This window comes from Luteimicrobium subarcticum, assembly GCF_002798015.1.
Classification (GTDB): Bacteria; Actinomycetota; Actinomycetes; order Actinomycetales; family Cellulomonadaceae; genus Luteimicrobium; species Luteimicrobium subarcticum.
This window is the reverse complement of record NZ_PGTZ01000007.1, coordinates 569375-588940: the sequence shown is the minus strand read 5'-3', so window position 1 is coordinate 588940 and position 19566 is coordinate 569375. Positions and strand designations below refer to the sequence as shown.

At 73.7% G+C, this 19566-nt stretch carries 17 protein-coding genes; 4 read left to right on the top strand and 13 right to left on the bottom strand.

The genetic code is table 11. The features are described from left to right. Nucleotides 1-49: 49 nt before the first annotated feature. The 7 genes from CLV34_RS07710 to CLV34_RS07675 all read right to left on the bottom strand — a co-directional run bounded on the left by CLV34_RS07710 (nucleotide 50) and on the right by CLV34_RS07675 (nucleotide 8427). Nucleotides 50-1132 (bottom strand): aggregation-promoting factor C-terminal-like domain-containing protein, encoded by a 1083-nt coding sequence (locus CLV34_RS07710; protein WP_100349657.1) that lies wholly within the window; start codon nucleotides 1130-1132, stop codon nucleotides 50-52. 366 nt (nucleotides 1133-1498) lie between these two features. After that, nucleotides 1499-3181: a resuscitation-promoting factor gene (locus tag CLV34_RS07705; protein ID WP_245859089.1), complete on the bottom strand. Its 1683-nt coding sequence runs from the start codon at nucleotides 3179-3181 to the stop codon at nucleotides 1499-1501. Nucleotides 3182-3353: 172 nt separating this feature from the next. After that, nucleotides 3354-4355 carry a TatD family hydrolase gene (locus tag CLV34_RS07695; protein WP_100349656.1) on the bottom strand — a complete coding sequence of 334 codons (1002 nt, stop codon included), beginning with the start codon at nucleotides 4353-4355 and terminating at the stop codon, nucleotides 3354-3356. Next, nucleotides 4352-6148 (bottom strand): methionine--tRNA ligase, encoded by a 1797-nt coding sequence (gene metG / locus CLV34_RS07690; protein ID WP_100349655.1) that lies wholly within the window; start codon nucleotides 6146-6148, stop codon nucleotides 4352-4354. The genes CLV34_RS07695 and metG overlap by 4 nt, the downstream gene beginning before the upstream one ends. A gap of 71 nt (nucleotides 6149-6219) precedes the next feature. After that, on the bottom strand, nucleotides 6220-6600 hold the full coding sequence (locus tag CLV34_RS07685) for an SHOCT domain-containing protein (RefSeq protein WP_170044614.1): 381 nt from the start codon (nucleotides 6598-6600) through the stop codon (nucleotides 6220-6222). 30 nt (nucleotides 6601-6630) lie between these two features. Then, nucleotides 6631-7122 carry a DUF6325 family protein gene (locus CLV34_RS07680; protein WP_100349654.1) on the bottom strand — a complete coding sequence of 164 codons (492 nt, stop codon included), beginning with the start codon at nucleotides 7120-7122 and terminating at the stop codon, nucleotides 6631-6633. A 90-nt stretch (nucleotides 7123-7212) separates the two neighbouring features. Then, nucleotides 7213-8427, bottom strand: coding sequence for a PQQ-dependent sugar dehydrogenase (locus tag CLV34_RS07675; protein ID WP_100349653.1), 1215 nt, complete (start codon nucleotides 8425-8427; stop codon nucleotides 7213-7215). A 77-nt stretch (nucleotides 8428-8504) separates the two neighbouring features. On the opposite strand from CLV34_RS07675, the gene CLV34_RS07670 reads away from it, so the two are divergent. Both CLV34_RS07670 and CLV34_RS07665 read left to right on the top strand, forming a co-directional pair. Continuing rightward, nucleotides 8505-9329: an aldo/keto reductase gene (locus tag CLV34_RS07670; RefSeq protein ID WP_100349652.1), complete on the top strand. Its 825-nt coding sequence runs from the start codon at nucleotides 8505-8507 to the stop codon at nucleotides 9327-9329. Nucleotides 9330-9343: 14 nt separating this feature from the next. After that, nucleotides 9344-10225, top strand: coding sequence for an aldo/keto reductase (locus tag CLV34_RS07665; RefSeq protein WP_100349651.1), 882 nt, complete (start codon nucleotides 9344-9346; stop codon nucleotides 10223-10225). A gap of 231 nt (nucleotides 10226-10456) precedes the next feature. Here the strand turns inward: CLV34_RS07665 and CLV34_RS07660 are convergent, their stop codons facing one another. The 3 genes from CLV34_RS07660 to CLV34_RS07650 all read right to left on the bottom strand — a co-directional run bounded on the left by CLV34_RS07660 (nucleotide 10457) and on the right by CLV34_RS07650 (nucleotide 13414). Continuing rightward, nucleotides 10457-11401 (bottom strand): DUF559 domain-containing protein, encoded by a 945-nt coding sequence (locus CLV34_RS07660; protein WP_100349650.1) that lies wholly within the window; start codon nucleotides 11399-11401, stop codon nucleotides 10457-10459. Nucleotides 11402-11786: 385 nt separating this feature from the next. Continuing rightward, nucleotides 11787-12980 (bottom strand): aminotransferase class I/II-fold pyridoxal phosphate-dependent enzyme, encoded by a 1194-nt coding sequence (locus CLV34_RS07655; RefSeq protein WP_170044613.1) that lies wholly within the window; start codon nucleotides 12978-12980, stop codon nucleotides 11787-11789. Nucleotides 12981-13006: 26 nt separating this feature from the next. Then, complete coding sequence (locus CLV34_RS07650; RefSeq protein ID WP_157803747.1) at nucleotides 13007-13414, bottom strand: hypothetical protein; 408 nt, start codon at nucleotides 13412-13414, stop codon at nucleotides 13007-13009. Between the two features lie 136 nt (nucleotides 13415-13550). On the opposite strand from CLV34_RS07650, the gene CLV34_RS07645 reads away from it, so the two are divergent. Continuing rightward, a complete protein-coding gene (locus CLV34_RS07645; RefSeq protein ID WP_100349647.1) occupies nucleotides 13551-14120 on the top strand; it encodes an isochorismatase family protein in 570 nt (189 codons plus the stop codon). A 10-nt stretch (nucleotides 14121-14130) separates the two neighbouring features. On the opposite strand, the gene rsmI is transcribed toward CLV34_RS07645, so the two are convergent. Further along, nucleotides 14131-15105, bottom strand: a complete 975-nt coding sequence (gene rsmI / locus CLV34_RS07640) for a 16S rRNA (cytidine(1402)-2'-O)-methyltransferase (RefSeq protein WP_100349646.1) — start codon at nucleotides 15103-15105, stop codon at nucleotides 14131-14133. A gap of 25 nt (nucleotides 15106-15130) precedes the next feature. On the opposite strand from rsmI, the gene CLV34_RS07635 reads away from it, so the two are divergent. Then, the gene (locus tag CLV34_RS07635; RefSeq protein WP_100349909.1) at nucleotides 15131-17011 is read left to right on the top strand and encodes a dolichyl-phosphate-mannose--protein mannosyltransferase; all 1881 of its coding nucleotides are present in this window, start codon (nucleotides 15131-15133) and stop codon (nucleotides 17009-17011) included. A gap of 4 nt (nucleotides 17012-17015) precedes the next feature. On the opposite strand, the gene CLV34_RS07630 is transcribed toward CLV34_RS07635, so the two are convergent. Beyond that, the gene (locus CLV34_RS07630; RefSeq protein ID WP_100349645.1) at nucleotides 17016-18458 is read right to left on the bottom strand and encodes a family 20 glycosylhydrolase; all 1443 of its coding nucleotides are present in this window, start codon (nucleotides 18456-18458) and stop codon (nucleotides 17016-17018) included. Between the two features lie 284 nt (nucleotides 18459-18742). After that, nucleotides 18743-19309, bottom strand: a complete 567-nt coding sequence (locus CLV34_RS07625; RefSeq protein WP_100349644.1) for a molybdenum cofactor biosysynthesis protein — start codon at nucleotides 19307-19309, stop codon at nucleotides 18743-18745. Nucleotides 19310-19566: the final 257 nt, after the last annotated feature.

Sequence of the window (19566 nt, the reverse complement as noted above, 5' to 3'; positions counted from 1 at the left end):
CGGACCGAGGTCCACGGGGGCGCTCCGACGTGCGTCGAGGGGTCGGCCGTCAGTACCAGCCGGTCGCCTCGGAGTGCGCCCAGGCGCCGCACGGCGTGCCGTACGACGACGCGATGTAGCCCAGGCCCCACGTGATCTGCGTGGCGGCGTTCGTCCGCCAGTCGGCCCCGGCCGACGCCATCTTGCTGCCCGGGAGGGACTGCGGGATGCCGTAGGCGCCCGACGACGGGTTGGCCGCCGAGACGTTCCACCCCGACTCGCGGTTCCACAGGTTCACGAGGCACGTGTACTGCTCGGAGCCCCAGCCGCGCGCGGCGACCATGCGCTGCGCGATGCCCTTCGCCCCGCCGGCGGTCACGGTGACGGCCGAGGACGACGAGGAGGAGGACGAGGAGGACGAGGAGGACCGCGACGAGACCGCCGGCTTCTTCGTGCCCTTGACGACGATCTCGTCGACCGCGGTCGACGAGTCGTCGAGGGTCTTGCGGGCGGTCACGTCGCCGTCGACCGTCGTGACGCGCTGCACGACCGTCCGCACACCGTCCTTGCCGCTGCGCAACAGCTTCACGGACGCGTTCGCCGACCGGTTCGCGTCGGTGCGCACGACGGTGTCGGCCGCGTCCTTCTGCCACGTGGTGACGTCCTTGACGGTGACCCGCTGCACGGTGACGGTCGCGGTGAACCCGACCTTCTTGCGCGCGGACGTCGGCGGCGTGAGCACCACGCGGTCGTTCGCGTCGAGGGTCACGTCGACCGAGTCGAGGACGTCGGCGACGGTCGCACCCTTGTCGGCGGTGGCCGAGGTGCTGACGTGCCAGGAGGGTGCGACGACCTTCACGGCGCCGGCGGGGAGCTCGGTCGAGCGGTACGCGCTGACCTTCTTGCTCACGGGCGTCCCCAGCGCGGTGCGCTGGAGGTCACGCGTGGCGTGCTCCGTGCGGTCGAGCGCGGGCGAGGCCTGCGCGGTCGTGCTCTCGGCCTCGGCCGACGGGAGCGACGACGCCTGCGCGACGGCGACGGTGGCGACGACCGCGAGAGCGGCGGTGGACGCGCCGGCGAGCTGGAGTCTGCGGCGGACGCGGCGGGCGTGCTGGGCGCGGTGGCGCTCGGCACGGGTCTGGGGGGAGGTCATGCTGGCCCTTCGTGGTGCCTCCCGGGCACGGCGGGCGGCGAAGGCGGTCGTGCGCACTCCCAGCCGAGCAGCGGGCGAGGCGTCCCGATGTGGGGGACACCTCGCCCGGCTCGCGTCAGGCGGCGCAAGGGTGGCGCCGCCTGATGGCTCCGTCCGCCGATCCGGCGTTCGTTTGGTCGACGCTAGGTGCCGTTGGACGACTGTCCAAACCGCTCGTGCGAGGGATCGGCCGCTCTGTCCGGGTTGACGGCCGTCGCGGGCCCGGATCTTCACCAGCGCGTCACACGGCGTGCGCTGCGGGCACCCATGTGGGACGAGTGTCCAGGTGGGCTCCGGACCGCCCGGCACCCGGCGCGCGACGAGGGATCAGTACCAGCCGGTCGCCTGCGAGTGGCCCCACGCGGCGCACGGCGTGCCGTAGCGGTTCGCGATGTAGCCGAGACCCCAGGTGATCTGCGTCGCGGCGTTCGTCCGCCAGTCCGGCCCGACCGATGCCATCTTCGACCCCGGCAGCGACTGCGGGATGCCGTACGCGCCGCTGCTCGCGTTCGCCGCCGTGACCCGCCAGCCGCTCTCGCGCGTCCACAGCAGGTCGAGGCACTGGAACTGGTCGTCGCCCCAGCCGCGCTTCGCGGCGAGCGCCTTGCCGATCGCGCGCGCCGACCCGGGCGCGACGACCGTCGTCGACGGGTCCGGCAGGTCCATCGTGCCGACCAGCACGACCTCGTCGACCGGCTTGGTCACCAGCTCCTCCTTGAGGAGCTTGCGCGACACCTCCACGCCGCCCTTGGTCGTCACCGTGTACGTGCGACGGATCTCGCCGACCCTGCCGGCCGTCTTCACGATCCGCTGGCCCTTCGGCAGCGTGGCGTCCTTCGTCTCGACGCTCTTGAACGCGACGACCTCGGTCGTGCTGCGCGACGCCGACGCACCGCGGTTGACCAGCAGGACGAGCCCGTCGACGGCCGCCGCCTCGAGCGGCGCCGACGTGGTGTCCTTCGCGCCGAGCCGGACGCCGGCGTCCGTCAGGACGTCCTGCACCGTCGCGGCGGTCGTGGTGATCGGGATGTCCTGCCCGTCGACGATGACGTGGACGTCCTTGGACGTCACGAGACGCACCGGGGCGCGACCCAGGGGCTCGTCGCGCGAGGCCGCGGACACGCCCACGGCGTCCCGCTCGCCGAGCGCGTCCAGCAGCTCGCCGACGGTCGACGCCGTGGTGCGGATCGTCCGGGTCTCGCCGTTGATCTCGACCGAGACCTGCCTGCTCGTGCGGACGACGACCTCGTGCACGTCGCGTGCGGACGTGCCCACCGCCGGCACGACCAGGTCGCCCGACGCGACCGGGACCTGCTGCTGCGAGAGGACGTCGCCGACCGTCCAGCCGTACGCGTCGACCGTCGAGACCTTGCCGTCGACGTCGAGCGTGATGTCCCGGTGGTAGACCGTGAACGCGCCGGTCGTCGCGACCACGCCCACGAGCACCATGCCCTGCACGGTCCAGCGGACCGGCCGGGTGAGGTTGCGGCGCTTGTGGTCCGGGATGCCGCGGCCGCGCGGCGCGACGGCGTCCGTGCGGGCCGCCGGACGGGTCGTCCCCGTACCGGACCCGAGGGCGGGCGCGTCGGCCGGGCGCGACCGGTCGACGTCGGGCGTGTGCCCCGCGGCGGACGACGACGCGACGAGCGAGGTCGGCAGCGAGATCCGTGCCGTGACCGGCGGCGCGGCGGGTGCCGCAGGGACCGGCGGGGCGGCGGGCGCGGGCGCGAGAGCAGGAGCGGCGGCCGGGCGAGAGGCAGGCGCGGGCACGGGCGGCCTCGGCGCGGGCGGGGCCGACGGCGCGGGGGCGGGCGGCGCGGGCGGCGTCGGACCGGTGGCGGCCGGACCGGCCTCCCGGGGGGACGCGGCGGGCTCCTCACGCAGGGACGCGGCGAACGCGAGCGCCCGGGCGAGGTCGGCGTCGTCGCTCGCCGCGGCGGAGCGGAGCTGCGCCTCCCGACGCTCTCGCCGCGTCGGCGTCGCCGGGCGGGCGGGAGTCTCGTCGGGCACGTCGTGGTCCGTTCCTGGTCGGGGGCCGTCGGCGGTCTGCCGGGGTCCGGGTGCGTCGTCGCGGTGCGGGACGTGGGGACGTCCGTCCGAAGATAACGGACAGGTCACGCACCGCGTCAATCCCGGGCGGCGAACATCTCGTCGCGGAGGCCCCGAACCGCCGGTCTGCGCCTCACCACGACCCGTAGACCGTGTCCGCGGTGCGGGACAGCGCCTCGCACACGTCGACGAGCGACAGGCCAAGCACCGGGCCCAGGACGTCCGCCACGGCGCGCACCGTGTGCGGCAGGAGGTACGGCGCGTTGGGGCGGCCACGGTACGGGTGCGGGGTGAGGTACGGCGCGTCCGTCTCGACGAGCACGTGGTCGAGCGGCGTCACCGCGAGCGCGGCCCGCAGAGCGTCGTTCGCCCCGAACGTGAGCGGTCCCGCGAACGACAGGTACCACCCGTGCTGCGCGGCGAGGCGCGCGAGACCGGCGTCCCCCGAGAAGCAGTGGAACACGGTCCGCTCGGGCGCGCCGTCGCGCAGCAGCACGTCGACGACCTCGGCGTGCGCGTCGCGGTCGTGGATCTGGACGGGCAGGTCGAGCTCGCGGGCGAGCGCGAGGTGGGCCCGGAACGACGCGCGCTGCGCGGCGGCCCCCCGCTCCCCCGTCCGGAACAGGTCCATGCCGGTCTCGCCGATCGCCCGCACGCGCGGGTTCGACCGCGCGACGTCCGCGACGCGGGCGATCGCGTCGTCGAGGGAGACGGCGTGACGCTCCTGCGGGTCGGGCTCGAGCCCGTCGGGACCGACCTCGTGGACGCCCGCGTGCAGGACCGCCTCGTTCGGGTGGATCGCCACGGCGCCGACCAGGGCGTCGTGCTCCCGCACGACCGCGTCGGTGAACGCGACCGCGTCGAGGTCGCAGCCGACCGTGACCATGCGGGTCACGCCCACGGCGGCCGCGCGGGCCAGGTGCTCGCCCACCGTGGGCACGGGCACGGCGTCGAGGCCGTCGCCCGGCTCCCAGGTGCCGCCGGGCGCGACGCCCCCGAGGACGTGGTGGATCGAGTCCAGGTGCGTGTGGTCGTCGACGACCGGCGAGGGCAGGGGCTCCGGGGCGGGTGGCCAGGTGTGCCGCTCGGCCCGGCGCCGCTCCTTCGCCGACCGCCGGTCGCCGGGGACGCTCACGCCCGCTCGCGCAGCCGCTCGAGCTCCTCCTCGACGATCGAGTCGTCGAGCTTGGTGAACACCGGGCTCGGCTTCGCGATCTCGGTGCCGGGGACGACCGGCCTCGACTCCCACGGGTGCACCGTCTCGCCGTGGACGTAGTCGCCCGTGATGATCGGGTAGTGGCGCGAGTCGTCGTCGAGGTCGGTGACCTCCTCGAGCCGGGGCAGCGGCGAGAAGTGCCCGACGCCCCCGAACGTCTCGTGCACGGCCTGCGCCGAGTGCGGCAGGTACGGCGCGAGCAGCGTGTTGCAGTCGCTCACGGCCTGCGTGACGGTGTGCAGGACGGTCGCGAGACGGTCCGGGTCGGCCTTGAGCTTCCACGGCTCGGTCTCCGACACGTACTTGTTGACCTCGCCCACGACCCGCATCGCCTCGGCGATGCCCGCGCGCTGCCGGTGCGTCTCGACGAGCTTGCCGACCGTCTCGAACGCGCCGGACGTCTGCGCGAGGATCGCGTCGTCCACGGCCTCACGGGCCACGGGCGCCGGGATCACCCCGAAGTTCTTGTGCACGAGGTTCGCCGTGCGGTTCACCAGGTTGCCCCAGCCGGCGACCAGCTCGTCGTTGGTGCGGCGCTTGAAGTCCGCCCACGTGAAGTCGCTGTCCTGGTTCTCCGGGCCCGCGACCGAGATGAAGTAGCGCAGCGCGTCGGGCTGGTAGCGCGCCAGCATGTCGCGCACGTAGATGACGACGCCGCGCGACGACGAGAACTGCTTGCCCTCCATCGTGAGGAACTCGCTCGAGACCACCTCGGTGGGCAGGTTCAGGTCGCCGTACACGCCCGGCGCACCGCCCCGGCTGCCCTTGCCCTCGTAGGCGAGGAGCTCGGCCGGCCAGATCTGGGAGTGGAACGTGATGTTGTCCTTGCCCATGAAGTAGTACGACAGGGCCTCGGGGTCGTTCCACCACGCCCGCCACGCGTCCGGGTCGCCCGTGCGGCGTGCCCACTCGATCGACGCCGACAGGTAGCCGATCACGGCGTCGAACCACACGTACAGGCGCTTGTGGGAGTTCTCCTCCCAGCCCGGCAGCGGCACCGGGATGCCCCAGTCGATGTCGCGCGTCATGGCGCGCGGGCGCACGTCCTCGAGCAGGTTCAGCGAGAAGTTCAGGACGTTCGGACGCCAGTTCTGGCGCGACCGCAGCCACGTGTCGAGCGCGTCCACGAACGCCGGCAGGTCGAGGAAGAAGTGCGTCGACTCGACGAACTTCGGCGTCTCGCCGTTGATGCGGCTCTTCGGATGGATGAGGTCGATCGGGTCGAGCTGGTTGCCGCAGTTGTCGCACTGGTCGCCGCGCGCACCGTCGTAGCCGCAGATCGGGCACGTGCCCTCGATGAAGCGGTCCGGCAGGGTGCGGCCCGTCGACGGCGAGATCGCGCCCATGGTCGACTTCTCGACCATGTACCCGTTCTTGTGGACGGTGCGGAACATCTCCTGCACGACCGCGTAGTGGTTGCGCGTCGTCGTCCGGGTGAACAGGTCGTACGACAGGCCCAGGTCGACCAGGTCCTTCGTGATGACCCGGTTGTAGCGGTCCGCGAGCTCCTGCGGGGTCACGCCCTCCTGCTCGGCCTGGACGAGGATCGGCGTGCCGTGCTCGTCCGTGCCCGACACCATGAGCACGTCGTGACCCGCCATCCGCATGTGCCGGCTGAAGACGTCCGACGGGACTCCGAAGCCTGCGACGTGACCGATGTGGCGCGGACCGTTGGCGTACGGCCACGCCACGGCCGAGAGGATGTGGGTCATGGCGCCCATCCTAGGGCGACCGGCCCGGGCGCCCGACCGGTCGTCGGGCACCCGGGGCGTCGTGGCTCAGGTCAGCCGAGCAGCTTCGCCTTGGCCGACGCGAACTCGGCGTCGTCGAGGATGCCCTGCTCGTGCAGCTGGCCGAGCTGGGCGAGCTTCGCCATCGCGTCGTCGCTGATCCCGCCGGCCGCGGGCGCCGCCGCAGGGGCCGCAGCCGGGGCAGGAGCCGCCGCCGCCTGCTCGGCGGCCGCCTGGCGCGCCGCGGCGTCGACCTGCGCCTGCTGCTGCTGAGCCGCGTACTGCTGCTGCTCCCAGCTCGACTCCGCCTTGCGCTGCTGACGGCGGCCCATCGCGCCGGCCGTGGCCGACGCCGTCCCCGTGATCACGGCGGTCCGTGCGGCGACCCCGATGAGGCCGGGACGACCCACGCGTCCCATGCGTCCGATAGGCATGCTGTTCTCCTTCGTTCCGAGAGTGGGGTGTCAGGCCTGCGGGGAGTCGTCGACGGCCCCGTCGAGGACCTCGGCGAGCTCGTCGTCGTCCAGCTCCGCGAGGTCGAGGACCGCGTTGACGACCTCGCCCGGGATGCGCTCGTGCGCGAGGACGACGCCGTCCGCGTCGTTCGCCGCCTGGACGAACCCGCGCGCCCACGTGTTCTCGAACAGGAGCACGATCGCCGACGTGCCCTCGGGCAGGCCGGCCGCGATCTCGTCGATGTCCTCCTGGCCCGTGAGGCCGCCGCCGGGGAGCTCGATCGTGTCGATGTCCAGCTCGTCGCCCAGGTCCTCGAGCTCGATGACGGTGAGCGCGCCGTCGTTACCACGGCGCACCACGACCAGGTCCACCAGGGTCACCGTGCCGCTCGCGACGACCGCAGCGATCTCCTCCTTGACCCGGTCCGGGATGCGCTCCTCCGGGAACGCCACCGCGACGAGGTCGACGCCCCCGAACCGCGGTCGGTCCTGCTCAGTCATGCCCACTCCAATCCGTGCGGGAAGTCGGACACCGGGCCGCGCGAGTCCTGCCGCCGCACCGGGGTCCCTGCGCTCGCAAGCATGGCACCGTCAGTCCGCCACGGCCACGCGCAGCAACCGATCGTCGTCCGCCGACGGCGAACCCCGGCCGTCCGTGTCGTTCGTCAGGACGTACAGGACGTCCCGGCCACCCGCACCCGCCGTGTCGTCCGCGGGCGCCGTGTCGTCCGCGGGCGCCTCGAGCACCGCCCGCAGCCGGCCGTGCTCCCCCGCGAGCAGGGCCTGCGGCTCGCCCACGCCGCCCGACGTCAGCGGCACGCGCCACAGCCGCTCCCCGCGGAGCCCTGCCAGGTACACGGCACGAGTCGTGACGGCCAGACCGCTCGGGCTCGCGTCCGACGTCGCCCACACCACCACCGGGTCGCGGTAGGCCTCGGGCGGGTGCTCCGGGTCGTCCCCCGCGCCGTCCGCGCGGCGTCCCTCGACCACCGGCCAGCCGTAGTTCGCCCCCGGCACCACGACGTTCAGCTCGTCGTACGTGTTCTGCCCGAACTCGGACGCGAACATCGTGCCGTCCGCCGCCCAGCCGATCCCCTGCACGTTGCGGTGCCCCCACGACCACACGCGCGACCCCGCGAACGGGTTGCCGGGTGCCGGGTCGCCGTCCTGGGTGACGCGCAGGATCTTGCCGCCGAGCGAGCCGAGGTCCTGCGCCTCGTCGCCACCCACCGCGTCGCCCGTCGTGACGTACAGGTCGTCGTCCGGGCCGAACGCGAGCCGCCCGCCGTCGTGGATCGACGCCGCCGGGATCCCGTCGACGACCGTCGTCAGCGCGCCCAGCGTGGTGCCGTCGAGCTCGGCGCGCACCACCTCGTTGCCCGCGTCCGTCGTGCGGTAGAGGAACACCCGCCGGTCCGTCGCGAAGCGCGGCGACACCGCGACCCCGAGCAGTCCCCCCTCCCCGCCGTGCGCGGTGCCGGATGCGAGCGCGTCGGCGCCCGGACCGGTGAGCGTCGTCCGGGCCGCCGGCGTCGTCGTCGGGTCCAGCAGGAGCATCTCCGCGCGGTCGCGCAGCGTCACCAGGACGCGGCCGTCCGGTAGCGTCACGAGCCCCCACGGGGCGTCGAGGCGCGTGGCGACGACGTCGACGGTCGCCCGCGGTGACGCGGCGGCCCGCTCGGCGTGCTCCGTGCTGTCGCCGCCGCGGTCCCCGTCCCCGTCCCCGCCGCACCCCGCTGGGAGCACGACCGCCGCGAGCCCCAGGAGCACCGCGGCCGTGCGACGACGGGATGTGACGGACGTCATGCCCCATCCTGTTCCCTCTCGGCGCAAACGCGCCCGTGGGGACGCGGCGGGCCCGCGGACGTGCCTACGTTGGGGGCATGACTGATGTCCCCACCGTCACCCTGAACAACGGCGTGGAGATCCCGCAGCTCGGCTTCGGGGTCTTCCAGATCAAGCCCGACGACGCGCGCGACACCGTGCTGTCGGCCCTCGAGGTCGGCTACCGCCACATCGACACCGCGCAGATGTACCGCAACGAGAAGCAGGTCGGCGAGGCGGTCCGCGACTCCGGGATCGACCGCAGCGAGATCTTCGTGACCAGCAAGCTCAACAACGGCGTGCACACCGCGGAGGAGACCCTCGAGGCGTTCGAGACCTCCCTCGACACCCTCGGCTTCGACTACCTCGACCTGTTCCTCGTCCACTGGCCGATGCCCGAGACGCGGAACTACGTCGAGGTGTGGCGCGCGTTCGAGGACATCTACCGGTCGGGGCGGGCCCGCGCGATCGGGGTCTCCAACTTCACGGAGCACCACCTGCGCCGGCTCCACACCGAGACCACGGTGGTCCCCGCCGTGAACCAGGTCGAGCTGCACCCGTACCTCGCCCAGGACGCGCTGCGCGCCTTCGACAGCGAGCACGGCATCGCGACCGAGGCCTGGTCCCCGATCGGGCAGGGCACCGTGCTGGGCGACCCGGTCCTGGTGCGCGTCGCGTCCGAGCACGACCGCACGCCGGCCCAGGTCGTGCTCCGCTGGCACCTGCAGCGCGGCGACATCGTGTTCCCGAAGTCGGTGACCCGGGCCCGCATCGAGGAGAACTTCGCACTGTTCGACTTCGAGCTCTCCGCCGAGGACATGGCCGCCGTGAGCGCGCTCGACAAGGGCGGGCGCATCGGACCCCACCCGGAAGACGTCAACTGACGGGCTGACCGACCATGACGCTCCCGCCCCCCGCGCAGGGCCCGGCCCCCGGGCCGTCGACCGCGCCGGTGCCGCGCATCGCGCTCCGCGGGGGCGGGACCGTCCCCCAGATCGGTGCAGGGACGTACAAGATCCCGCCGGAGCGCACGCGCGACATCGTGCGCGACGCCCTCGACGTCGGGTACCGGCACGTCGACACCGCGGAGATGTACGGCAACGAGCGCGAGGTCGGCGAGGCCGTGCGCGCGTCCGGCCTCGACCGGGCCGACGTGTTCGTGACGAGCAAGCTCGACAACCCGTACCTCGAGCCCGACGACGCCCGGGCGGCGTTCGAGAGGACGCTCGCCGACCTCGACCTCGGGTACGTGGACCTGTTCCTCGTCCACTGGCCGCTGCCGACCGTGTCGGACTACGTGGCCCGGTGGCGGGTCCTCGAGGAGGCGTACGCCTCCGGGCGTGCGAAAGCGATCGGGGTCTCCAACTTCACCGTGCGCCACCTCGAGCGGCTGCTCGCCGAGGCCGACGTGCCGCCCGCGGTCAACCAGATCGAGGTGCAGCCGTACCTCGTCCAGGACGAGCTGCGGTCGTTCCACGCCCGGCACGGCATCGTCACGGAGGCCTGGTCGCCGCTCGCGCGCGGGCAGGTCCTCGACGACCCCGTGGTCGTCCAGGTCGCGGCGAGCCACGGGCGCACCCCGGCGCAGGTGGTGGTCCGGTGGCACCTGCAGCGGGGCGACGTCGTCATCCCGAAGGCGTCGTCGCGCGACCGCCTCGCCGAGAACGCCGACGTGCTCGACTTCACGCTCGGCGAGCACGAGATGGCCGCGATCACGGGCCTCGACGCGGGCCGGCGCACCGGCACCGCAGACCCGGAGACGTTCACCGGCGGGCACTGAGCGACGGCTGTCAGCCGCGACCGCTGCCCGTCAACCACGACCCGCGCTGATCAACCACGACCGACTTCCGTCAGCCACGACCGCTCCGGGTCCGTCGAACGGGTCGCCGAGCGCCGGACGCGGGACATCCGCCGCCGCTCGCGCTCCGCGTCGGCGGTCGTGGCTGACGGAAGTCGGTCGTGACTGACGGGCTGCGGTCGTGGCTGACGCGAGCACGGTCGTGGTTGACCGTCAGGCCCGTGCGACCAGCGCCGCGCGGACCGCGTCGACCACTCGGGCCGGCCCCTGCACGACGTCCTCGTAGGTGAACCGGAGGACCGTCAGCCCTCGGGCCACGAGCTCGCGGTCCCGTCGTCGGTCCTCGCGGTACGCCGAGCGATCGCCGTGGTACGCGAAGCCGTCGAGCTCGACGACCACGGTCCCCTCCACGAGCAGGTCCACCCGGCCCACACCGGGGACGACGACCTGTGGAACCACCGCGAACCCCGCGTCGACGAGCGCGAGCCGCGCCAGGGTCTCGATGACCGACTCCGACCGGCCGTCGACGAGCCCGAGGACGACTGCCGCTCGCGCCGCCGCGTGCGGGGCGACGCGGGCTGCCACCTCCTCGACCGTGACGAAGCCGCGCTGCACCGCGCTGTCGACCGACACCACCGCCGAGTCCCGGACCGCGCACGTCACGAGCGCCACGGCGACCGGGACGACCGGGCCGGGCACGTGCACGGACGAGACCTCGACCGGTTCACCGCGGTACAGACGGACCCGTGCCCGATCCCTCGCAGGGTGGGAGCCACCGCTGCTCCCGCCCGCGACGGCGAGGTGAACCCTCTCGGGTGATTCGTGGTCGGGTGGTCCGTGGGTCGCGAGGCGATGGAGCCGCACCGCGCTCGCGCACGTCACCAGCCCGCGGAAGCGGGCGGCGAGCACGAGCTCGTCCGGGGTGCCGGGCATGGCGTACGTCCCGTGGCCGACCCTGTCGACCTGGCCGGTCCGGACGAGCGCGCGCAGAGCTGCGAGACCGGAGGCGTCCGACACGAGGGAGCCGAGCCGCAGCACACGGTGCTGCTGCAGGCGCGTCAGGACGCTGCCTGTGTCTCCGCCGACGGACCGGTACCGGGGGACGCTCGGGACAGGCGGGGCGGGTGGGACGGGCGGGACGGGTGGTTGCGGAGTCATGGTCCAGGGATGCCACGCGCTGGCCCGCGACCGCGACAACTCGCCGGTCCTGTGGACGGCCACGCGGCGGAACGTCGGGCTCTGCGCCGCGGCTTCCCGTCAGCCACGACCCGCGGTAGTCAGCCACGACCGGCTCACGGTCAGCCACGACCATGCCGGGTCAGCCACGACCCGCGGGCCGGCAGCGGCCGGTGTGTCCCGGGCTCGCCGGCGGCGCGACACGCTGCGTCGCGGGAGTGTTGCGGGCCGATACCGCCACCCCTCGCTGTCGGGCACCGACGACCAGCGGGCTCCCGCCGGTCGTCGCTGATCGGCGCAGGTCGTGGCTGACCCGGCATGGTCGTGGCTGACCCGCGACCCGACCGCGCCCGGGCGCCCGCAGGTCCTAGAGCCGCTCGAGCCCGCGCTTGAGCCCGCGGACGGCCTGCGCGATGCGCTGCTCGTTCTCGATGAGCGCGAACCGCACGAACCCGTCGCCCCCGGGCCCGAACCCCACCCCGGGCGACACGGCGACGTCGCAGCGCTCGACGACGTGCGTCGCGAACTCGATCGATCCCATGTCGCGGTACGGCTCGGGGATGCGCGCCCACGCGAACATGGTCCCGGCGGGCTTGTGGATGTCCCACCCGATGCGCTGCAGCCCGTCGTACAGGGCGTCGCGGCGCGACTCGTAGACGGACGACACCTCGACCGGGAAGTCCACGGCCTCGTTGAGGGTGACGGTCGCGGCGATCTGGATCGGCTGGAACGTCCCGTAGTCGAGGTACGACTTGAGCTTGGCGAGCGCGCCCACGACGTCGGGGCGCCCCACGAGGAACGCGACCCGCCAGCCGGCCATCGAGTACGACTTCGTCATCGAGTACAGCTCGACGGCGACCTCCTTGGCCCCCTCGCACTCCATGATCGACGGCGGACGGAACCCGTCGAACGTCATGTCGGCGTACGCGAGGTCGTGCACCAGGACGACGTCGCGCTCGCGCGCCCAGTCGACGAGCCGCTGCAGGTCGTCCTTGGTCGCGATCGTCGTCGTGGGGTTGTGCGGGAACGACAGGACGACGACGCGCGGCTTGGGCCAGCCGTACTCCCACGCCTCCATGACGCGGTCGATGTACCCGGCGGCGTCGGTGCCGTCGCCGATGTCGACCTGTCGTGCGTCCGCGCCCGCGAAGTACGGGCCCCAGATGTGGATCGGGTACGAGGGCGTCGGGACGATCGCGGCGTCGCCCGGCTGGAGCAGCACCCACATGAGGTGGCTGAACCCCTCCTTCGCGCCGATCGTCGAGATGATCTCGGTCTCGGGGTCGAGGGTCACGCCGAACCGCCGGGCGTACAGGCCCGCGACGGCCTCCCGGAGCTTGGGGATGCCGCGGGACGCCGAGTACCGGTGGTTGCGGGAGTTGTGCGCCGCCTCGGCGAGCTTCTCGACGGCGATCTCCGGGCTGGGCAGGTCCGGGTTGCCGAAGCCGAGGTCCACGACGTCGCGCCCTGCGCGGCCTGCCTCGATCTTCAGCGCGTCGATGATCGTGAACACGTACGGGGGCAGTCCGGGGATGCGCCGGAACTCCATCTCGCGAGGCATCCTCGCAGCGTAGCGGCGCCCGCGGGCTACTTCTCGAGGTTGGCCGCGATCCTTCGCAGGACGTCCACGGCGACCGCGAGCTCGTCGGCGCCGATCCCGTCGACCGCCGCCTCCCGTGACGCGACGACCTCGTCGATCGCCTCCTGGTAGCGCGCCGACCCCTCGACGGTCACGCGCAGCCCGGCGTCCTCCACGACCCAGCCGCGCCGCACCAGGTCGGCCAGCTCAGGCTCGTACCCGCGCAGCACACCCGTGGTGGTCTCGGCGTCGCTCACCCCGTCGACCAGGACGGTCAGGAGCTGCCAGTGCCGCCGGGTGAGCCCGCCGTGCGTCACCATCCGGAACCGGTCGTCGAGCAGCGTGTCGACCCGGTGCACCGTCCGCGCGAGCCGGGCCGCAGCGACGGCGGAGGCGACAGGCGGTGCGCTGCTCACGTCGGTTCGTTCCACGGCGTCCTGCATGACGACCTCCCCGGTGGCCCGCCGCGGCAACGTCGCCACGGTCCCGCCAGCCTACGAGCGCGGCGCCCGGTGCGCCCTGCGGACGGACGGCGCGACGTAGGCTCGCAGCATGACCCGGGCCCTGATCGTCGTGGACGTCCAGCCGACCTTCTGCGAGGGCGGCGAGCTGCCCGTGGCCGGCGGGAACGCGGTCGCCGACGCGGTCGCCGCGTACGCCGCCGCCCACCGCGACCGGTACGCGCTGGTCGCCACCACGCAGGACTGGCACGTCGACCCCGGCGACCACTTCTCCGACCACCCGGACTTCGTCGACTCCTGGCCGCCCCACGGGCTCGCCGGCACCCCGAACGCCGACCTGCACCCGGCGCTCGCGGACCTCGCCCCGGACGTGAGCGTCCGGAAGGGGCAGCACGCGGCCGCGTACTCAGGCTTCGAGGGCACGGACGACGCGGGCCACCCGCTCGCGGACCTCCTGCAGGAGGCGGGGGTGGACGCGGTCGACGTGGTGGGCCTCGCCGAGTCGCACTGCGTGCGCGCGACCGCACTCGACGCGCAGCGCCTCGGCCTCGCGACGCGCGTCCTGACCGATCTCACTGCCCCCGTCTCGGCGGAGCTCGGCGCGGCGGCACGTTCCGAGCTCGCCGCGCACGGCGTCGCCCTGGTCCGGTCCGACGACTGATCCGGCCCGCTCAGGCCTTCCCGCGCGCCGCGAGCGCCGCAGCGTAGAGGTCGCGCTTGGGGACGGTGCTGCCGCGTGCTTGCGCCGCGTCGACGACTGCGCCGACGGCGTCCTTGAGGCGCTCGCCGCCCGCGACCCGGTCCAGCACCTCGGGCACGAGGTCGTCCACGGTCGCGCCACCGCCCCGCGGCGCCCCGGCCACGACCACGCAGATCTCGCCGCGCAGCGGCTCGGCCGCGGCGCGCTCGGCGAGCTCGGCGAGCGGTCCGCGCAGCACCTCCTCGTAGGTCTTGGTGAGCTCGCGGCACACGGCGGCCTGCCGGTCGGCGCCGAACGCGTCGGCCATGGCGGCCAGGACGTCGGCGATGCGGTGCGGCGCCTCGAAGTACACGAGCGTGCGCCGGTCGGCCGTGACCTCGGCGAGCGCCCGGGCCCGGTCCCCCGCCTTGCGCGGCAGGAAGCCCTCGAACGCGAAGCGGTCGGTCGGGATGCCGGACACCGCGAGGGCGGCGAGGACCGCGCTCGGGCCGGGCGCAGTGGTGACGCGCAGGCCGCGCTCGACCGCCCGCACGACGACGCGGTACCCGGGGTCCGAGACGGACGGCATGCCCGCGTCGGTCACGACCAGCACGGTCCCGCCGCCCTCGACGACGTCGAGCAGGTCGTCCGCGCGGTCGGCCTCGTTGTGCTCGTGATAGCTGACGATCCGTCCGCCGACGCGCAGACCGAGGCGCTGCGCGAGCCCGAGGAGCCGTCGGGTGTCCTCGGCGGCGACGACGTCGGCGTCCGCGAGCAGGCGTCGCAGCCGCGGGGACGCGTCCTCGGTGTTGCCGATGGGCGTGGCGGCGAGGACGAGCGAACCGCGCTCCGGGGTGCTGACCGGCTGGGCCGGGCGGTCGCTCGCCGGGCCGTCGCTCGGGGCGGTCGCCGACGTGTCGGACGTTTCGGGCGAGACGGACGGCGTGTCGGAGTGCGGTCGGGACATGGTGCTCACTGTCGCACGCCGTACCATGTCGGGCGTGTCCGCTACCCGCGTCGAGGACGACGAGCCGGCAGTCGCTCCTGCCGAGCCGTCCGCGCCCACCCCTGCCGAGGGCGCGCCGAGCGCGCCCGCCGAGACCACGCGCCCCGCGGTGCCGGAGCGCGACGCCGGTGACGACGCGCCGGCTGACGGCGGCGACGGGCCGGGCGACGCGTCCGGCGACGGCAGCGACGGGCCGGGCGACGGGGCCGGGGACGGCAGCGACGGGCCGGGAGACGGTGCGACGCCTGGTGAGCCGGACGACCGGGGCGACCCCGCCGCCGACGACGCGGAGAAGCGCTCCACCGAGGACGTCCTGCTCCTCAAGCTGTTCGGCGCCCGACGCCTCGGTCTCGACACCGCCCCGCGGGCGCGCATGTGGGGCTGGATCGGCACGGCGGTGGTCACGCTGCTCGCCGCCGCCCTGCGCCTGTGGCACCTCGGCCAGCCGCGTGCCCTGATCTTCGACGAGACGTACTACGTCAAGTACGCGTACTCGCTGCTACGGTCCGGCTTCGAGGCGCGCTGGCCCGACAACCCCGACCCCGGCTTCATCTCCGGGAACATGGACACCTACCTCCAGGAGCCGGACTACGTCGTCCATCCGCCGCTCGGCAAGTGGATGATCGCGCTGGGCATGCGGCTGGGCGGCGCGGAGAACATCTGGGCGTGGCGCATCAGCACCGCGGTCGTCGGCATCATCGCGGTGTACCTGGTGATCCGGGTCTCGCGGCGCCTGTTCGGGTCGACCGCGATCGGCGTCCTGGCGGGCCTCTTCATGGCGGTCGACGGCGAGGCCATCGCGCACTCGCGCACGTCGCTCCTCGACAACTTCGTGATGTTCTGGGGGCTCGTCGCGTTCTGCTTCATCGTGCTCGACCGCGAGCAGGCACGCCGACGGCTCGCGGCCAGAGCTGCGGCGATCATCGACGCCGGCGGCGAGATCGGGAAGTACGGACCACGGCTCGGGTGGCGGTGGTACCGCTTCTTCGCGGCGGTGTCGCTCGGCCTGATGTGCGGCACCAAGTGGTCGGGCATCTACTTCATCGCGGTGTTCGGCCTCCTGTCGGTGGCATGGGACGCGACCGCGCGCCGCTCGATCGGCGTGAAGCGGTGGTGGGAGGACGCGATCCTCGTCGACGGGATCCCCGCGGCGCTGATCATGCTCCCGACCGCGCTGGTCGCCTACCTGGCCACGTGGTGGGGCTGGTTCCGCAACCCCCACTCGTACATGCGCCAGTGGGCCGAGCAGAACCCCGGCCAGGGCGTGTCCTGGCTGCCGGACAGCCTGCGCTCCTTCTGGCAGTACCACACGCAGATGTGGCAGTTCCACAACGGTCTCGACGCGCCGCACCCCTACCAGGCGAACCCTGTCGGCTGGATGCTGCAGTGGCGGCCCACGTCGTTCTACTACCAGACGGTCCCGGGCGGCACGGGCGGCTGCAGCGCGTCGTCGTGCTCCGAGGCGATCACGTCGCTCGGCAACCCGCTGCTGTGGTGGGCGGGTGCGCTCGCCGCCGCGATCGCCCTCGTGTGGCTGTTCATCGCGCGCGACTGGCGGGCCACGGCGGTGCTCGCGGGCATCGTCGCGGGCTGGCTGCCCTGGTTCGCGTACATGCACCGGACGATCTTCACGTTCTACTCGATCGTGTTCACCCCCTGGGTCATGATGGCCGTCGCGTACGTCATCGCCCTCCTGGTCGAGGAGACCGCGGGCGACCGGGTCGCGTCGAGACGCGTCAAGATCGGGATCGCGGTGTTCGTCGCCGCCGTCGTGGGCGTCGCCGCGTTCTTCTACCCGATCTGGTCGGCCATGCCGATCTCGTACGACTACTGGCACGCGCACATGTGGCTGCCGAGCTGGATCTGACGCGTCAGGCCCAGTCGACCTGCGGGCTCGCGTGGAACGCCAGCCCGCGCGCGCGCCAGGCCGTCGACTCGCCCGCCACCCGCACCCGGAAGCCGTCCCACTCGCGCTGCTCCTGCGCGGTCCACGCGACCTCCGCGGACGCCGCCAGGCGGGGCAGCAGACGGAAGAACAGCTGGTCCGCACCGTCGACGTACTCGGTCCACAGCGCCGCCTCGACACCCTCGACCGTTCCCGCGGGCAGGCCGCCGAGCGACGTCTCCGGGTCCCACTCGTAGGAGTCGCGCAGCTCGACCGGAGGCATCGAGTCGCCCCACGTCTGGCCGGTCGTGTCGTCGGCGTCGTACCGCATGTCGAGGTAGACGTTCGTCGCCGGCGACATGAGCACGCGCGACCCCGCGGCCGACGCCCGGCGGACGTCGTCGAGGTCCGCGCGCGTGTCCCAGTACTGCAGGACCGTCCCGGCGGGGGGCTCGGCCTGGGCGATCTCCTGCCAGCCGACGACCTTCTTGCCGTGCGACGTCACGATCTCGTGCACGAGGTGCACGATCCGCCGGTACTCGTCCGCGCCCATGGTGAGGACCTCGTCGCCCCCGATGTGGACGTACTCGCCGAGCGTGAGCCGTGCGACGTCGCCGAAGATGTCGCGCAGGAAGGGCTCCGTGCCCGGCACGTCGAGCGTGAGCTTCGAGAAGCCGACCTCGATGCCCGCGTACCGGTCGGTCGGCTCGCCACCGGGCACGAGCTCGCCGTAGGCGTGCGTCGCCGCGTTGGTGTGGCCCGGCATGTCGAGCTCGGGGACGACCCGCACGAACCGCTCGGCCGCGTACTCCTGGAGGCGGCCGAACTCGTCCGCCGTGTAGAACCCACCCGGGCCGTCACCCACCTCGCCCTTGCCGGACCGCTCGGTGAGCAGGGGGCGCGACGGGAGCTCGAGACGCCAGCCCTGGTCGTCCGTGAGGTGCAGGTGCAGCACCGACAGCTTGTAGCGCGCCATGAGGTCGACCACGCGGACCAGCACGTCCGGCTCGAAGAAGTGGCGGGCGACGTCGACCGTCAGGCCGCGCCAGCCGTACCGCGGGGCGTCGTGCACCGTCACGACGGGGACGGACGGGATGCCGTCCGCGCCCACCTCGACGACCTGAGCGAGCGTCGTCGCCGCGCGGAACAGCGCCTCCTCGGTCGCACCGCGCAGCACGACCCCGTCCGCCGCGACCTCGACGGAGTGCCGCTCGGCCGAGGTGGAGCCGGCCGGACCGGCCGACGCGTCGAGCGCCGTACGGACGACGGTCGCCGACCCGCTCGCAGTGCCCTCGGCCGCCGCCCCGACGGGCAGGCCGAGCACGCGGGCGACGGTGGCGGCGTGGTCACCGACGACGACGGCTGCGTCGAGCGTGAGGCGTCCGTCGCCGGCGACGACGTCGAGCGGCAGGGGGACGAGCGGCAGCATGCTTCCTCCACGGGAGGGTCCCGGGCAGCGGGACCGGATCGGTCTGACAGGCGGTCCGACAGGCGGTCTGGCGGCCGTCCGTCAAGGCTTCCGTCCGCGTACCCGACCCGCCCGCAGGACGGTTCCGGATGTGGACGAAGGCCCGGGGACAGCGTCGCTCCCGGGCCTCGCGGGCAGCATGTCACCCGTCGCGCGCGACGGTCAATCCGCCCCGGAGGTCCGGCGTCGAATCGTTGCGAGCGTCCGGGTGCCGGGCCGGAGCCGGGCCGGCAGGTCGGCCCGCGTCACGGCAGCGGCGGCCGGCGCACCGCCCGGCCCGCCCGTGCGGTGTCGAGCGGGACGGGGCTCGAGAGGATCGCGGGCCCGCGGTGCAGCACGCCGTCCGAGACAGGCATGCACCGCAGGCCGCCGCGGCCCCGCATCGCGGCGTGGACACCCGGCGCGAGCACGCGGTCCATCCACGCGCACGGCGCCGCGTGCCGACCAGCGCGGAGCCGGACGCCGTCGGTGGCGCCGGAACGGATCGTGAGCTCGTGGCCCAGGAGCGGCATGAGCTCGGCGCCGCGCAGGAACACGTTGCGGCGCGTCAGGAGCGGGTCCAGCGGGCCGGTGCCGAGCTCGGCGGCGATCTCCTCGAGGGCCTCGACCGCGAACAGGGTGACCGCGGCGTCCATGTGCGCGGCCTTGCCGAAGAACCGGTCCCCCACGATGCCCTTGCCGGCGACGACCTCGACCGCGTCGACGTCGTCCGTGGGGACGTCCGCGGCGCCGTCGCGCGGGCGTCCGAAGTACGCGTGCTCGGGCGACACCAGCAGGTGCACCACCTCGACGGGGTACTCGTAGGTGTCCACACCCGAGTCTCGCACCGCGGCGTCTGCCGACGGGCGGTCTTCGTGACGCCGAGCACCAGAGCTCCCCCGCGTGGCGTCCGTCCCGCGGACCGGCCCGCGGCGAGCCGGGGATTTGCGGTGGGGCGTCGGCACCCAGCGACTCCGCCGCGGGAGGCTGTGGTGCTCGGCGTCACGAACGCCGTGCGCACGCCCGGGTGCGGCTCGACGGAGGACGGGCGGACCGCTGGACGGCCAGCCCAGGGAACGACGAAGGCCGC

What these genes read in the sequence shown, in the direction of transcription:
- CLV34_RS07710 (WP_100349657.1), bottom strand. Translation starts at nt 1,132, where the DNA reads ATGACCTCCCCCCAGACCCGTGCCGAGCGCCACCGCGCCCAGCACGCC.
- metG (WP_100349655.1), bottom strand. Translation starts at nt 6,148, where the DNA reads ATGACCCACATCCTCTCGGCCGTGGCGTGGCCGTACGCCAACGGTCCG.
- CLV34_RS07685 (WP_170044614.1), bottom strand. Translation starts at nt 6,600, where the DNA reads ATGCCTATCGGACGCATGGGACGCGTGGGTCGTCCCGGCCTCATCGGG.
- CLV34_RS07680 (WP_100349654.1), bottom strand. Translation starts at nt 7,122, where the DNA reads ATGACTGAGCAGGACCGACCGCGGTTCGGGGGCGTCGACCTCGTCGCG.
- CLV34_RS07675 (WP_100349653.1), bottom strand. Translation starts at nt 8,427, where the DNA reads ATGACGTCCGTCACATCCCGTCGTCGCACGGCCGCGGTGCTCCTGGGG.
- CLV34_RS07670 (WP_100349652.1), top strand. Translation starts at nt 8,505, where the DNA reads ATGACTGATGTCCCCACCGTCACCCTGAACAACGGCGTGGAGATCCCG.
- CLV34_RS07665 (WP_100349651.1), top strand. Translation starts at nt 9,344, where the DNA reads ATGACGCTCCCGCCCCCCGCGCAGGGCCCGGCCCCCGGGCCGTCGACC.
- CLV34_RS07660 (WP_100349650.1), bottom strand. Translation starts at nt 11,401, where the DNA reads ATGACTCCGCAACCACCCGTCCCGCCCGTCCCACCCGCCCCGCCTGTC.
- CLV34_RS07655 (WP_170044613.1), bottom strand. Translation starts at nt 12,980, where the DNA reads ATGCCTCGCGAGATGGAGTTCCGGCGCATCCCCGGACTGCCCCCGTAC.
- CLV34_RS07645 (WP_100349647.1), top strand. Translation starts at nt 13,551, where the DNA reads ATGACCCGGGCCCTGATCGTCGTGGACGTCCAGCCGACCTTCTGCGAG.
- rsmI (WP_100349646.1), bottom strand. Translation starts at nt 15,105, where the DNA reads ATGTCCCGACCGCACTCCGACACGCCGTCCGTCTCGCCCGAAACGTCC.
- CLV34_RS07635 (WP_100349909.1), top strand. Translation starts at nt 15,131, where the DNA reads ATGTCGGGCGTGTCCGCTACCCGCGTCGAGGACGACGAGCCGGCAGTC.
- CLV34_RS07630 (WP_100349645.1), bottom strand. Translation starts at nt 18,458, where the DNA reads ATGCTGCCGCTCGTCCCCCTGCCGCTCGACGTCGTCGCCGGCGACGGA.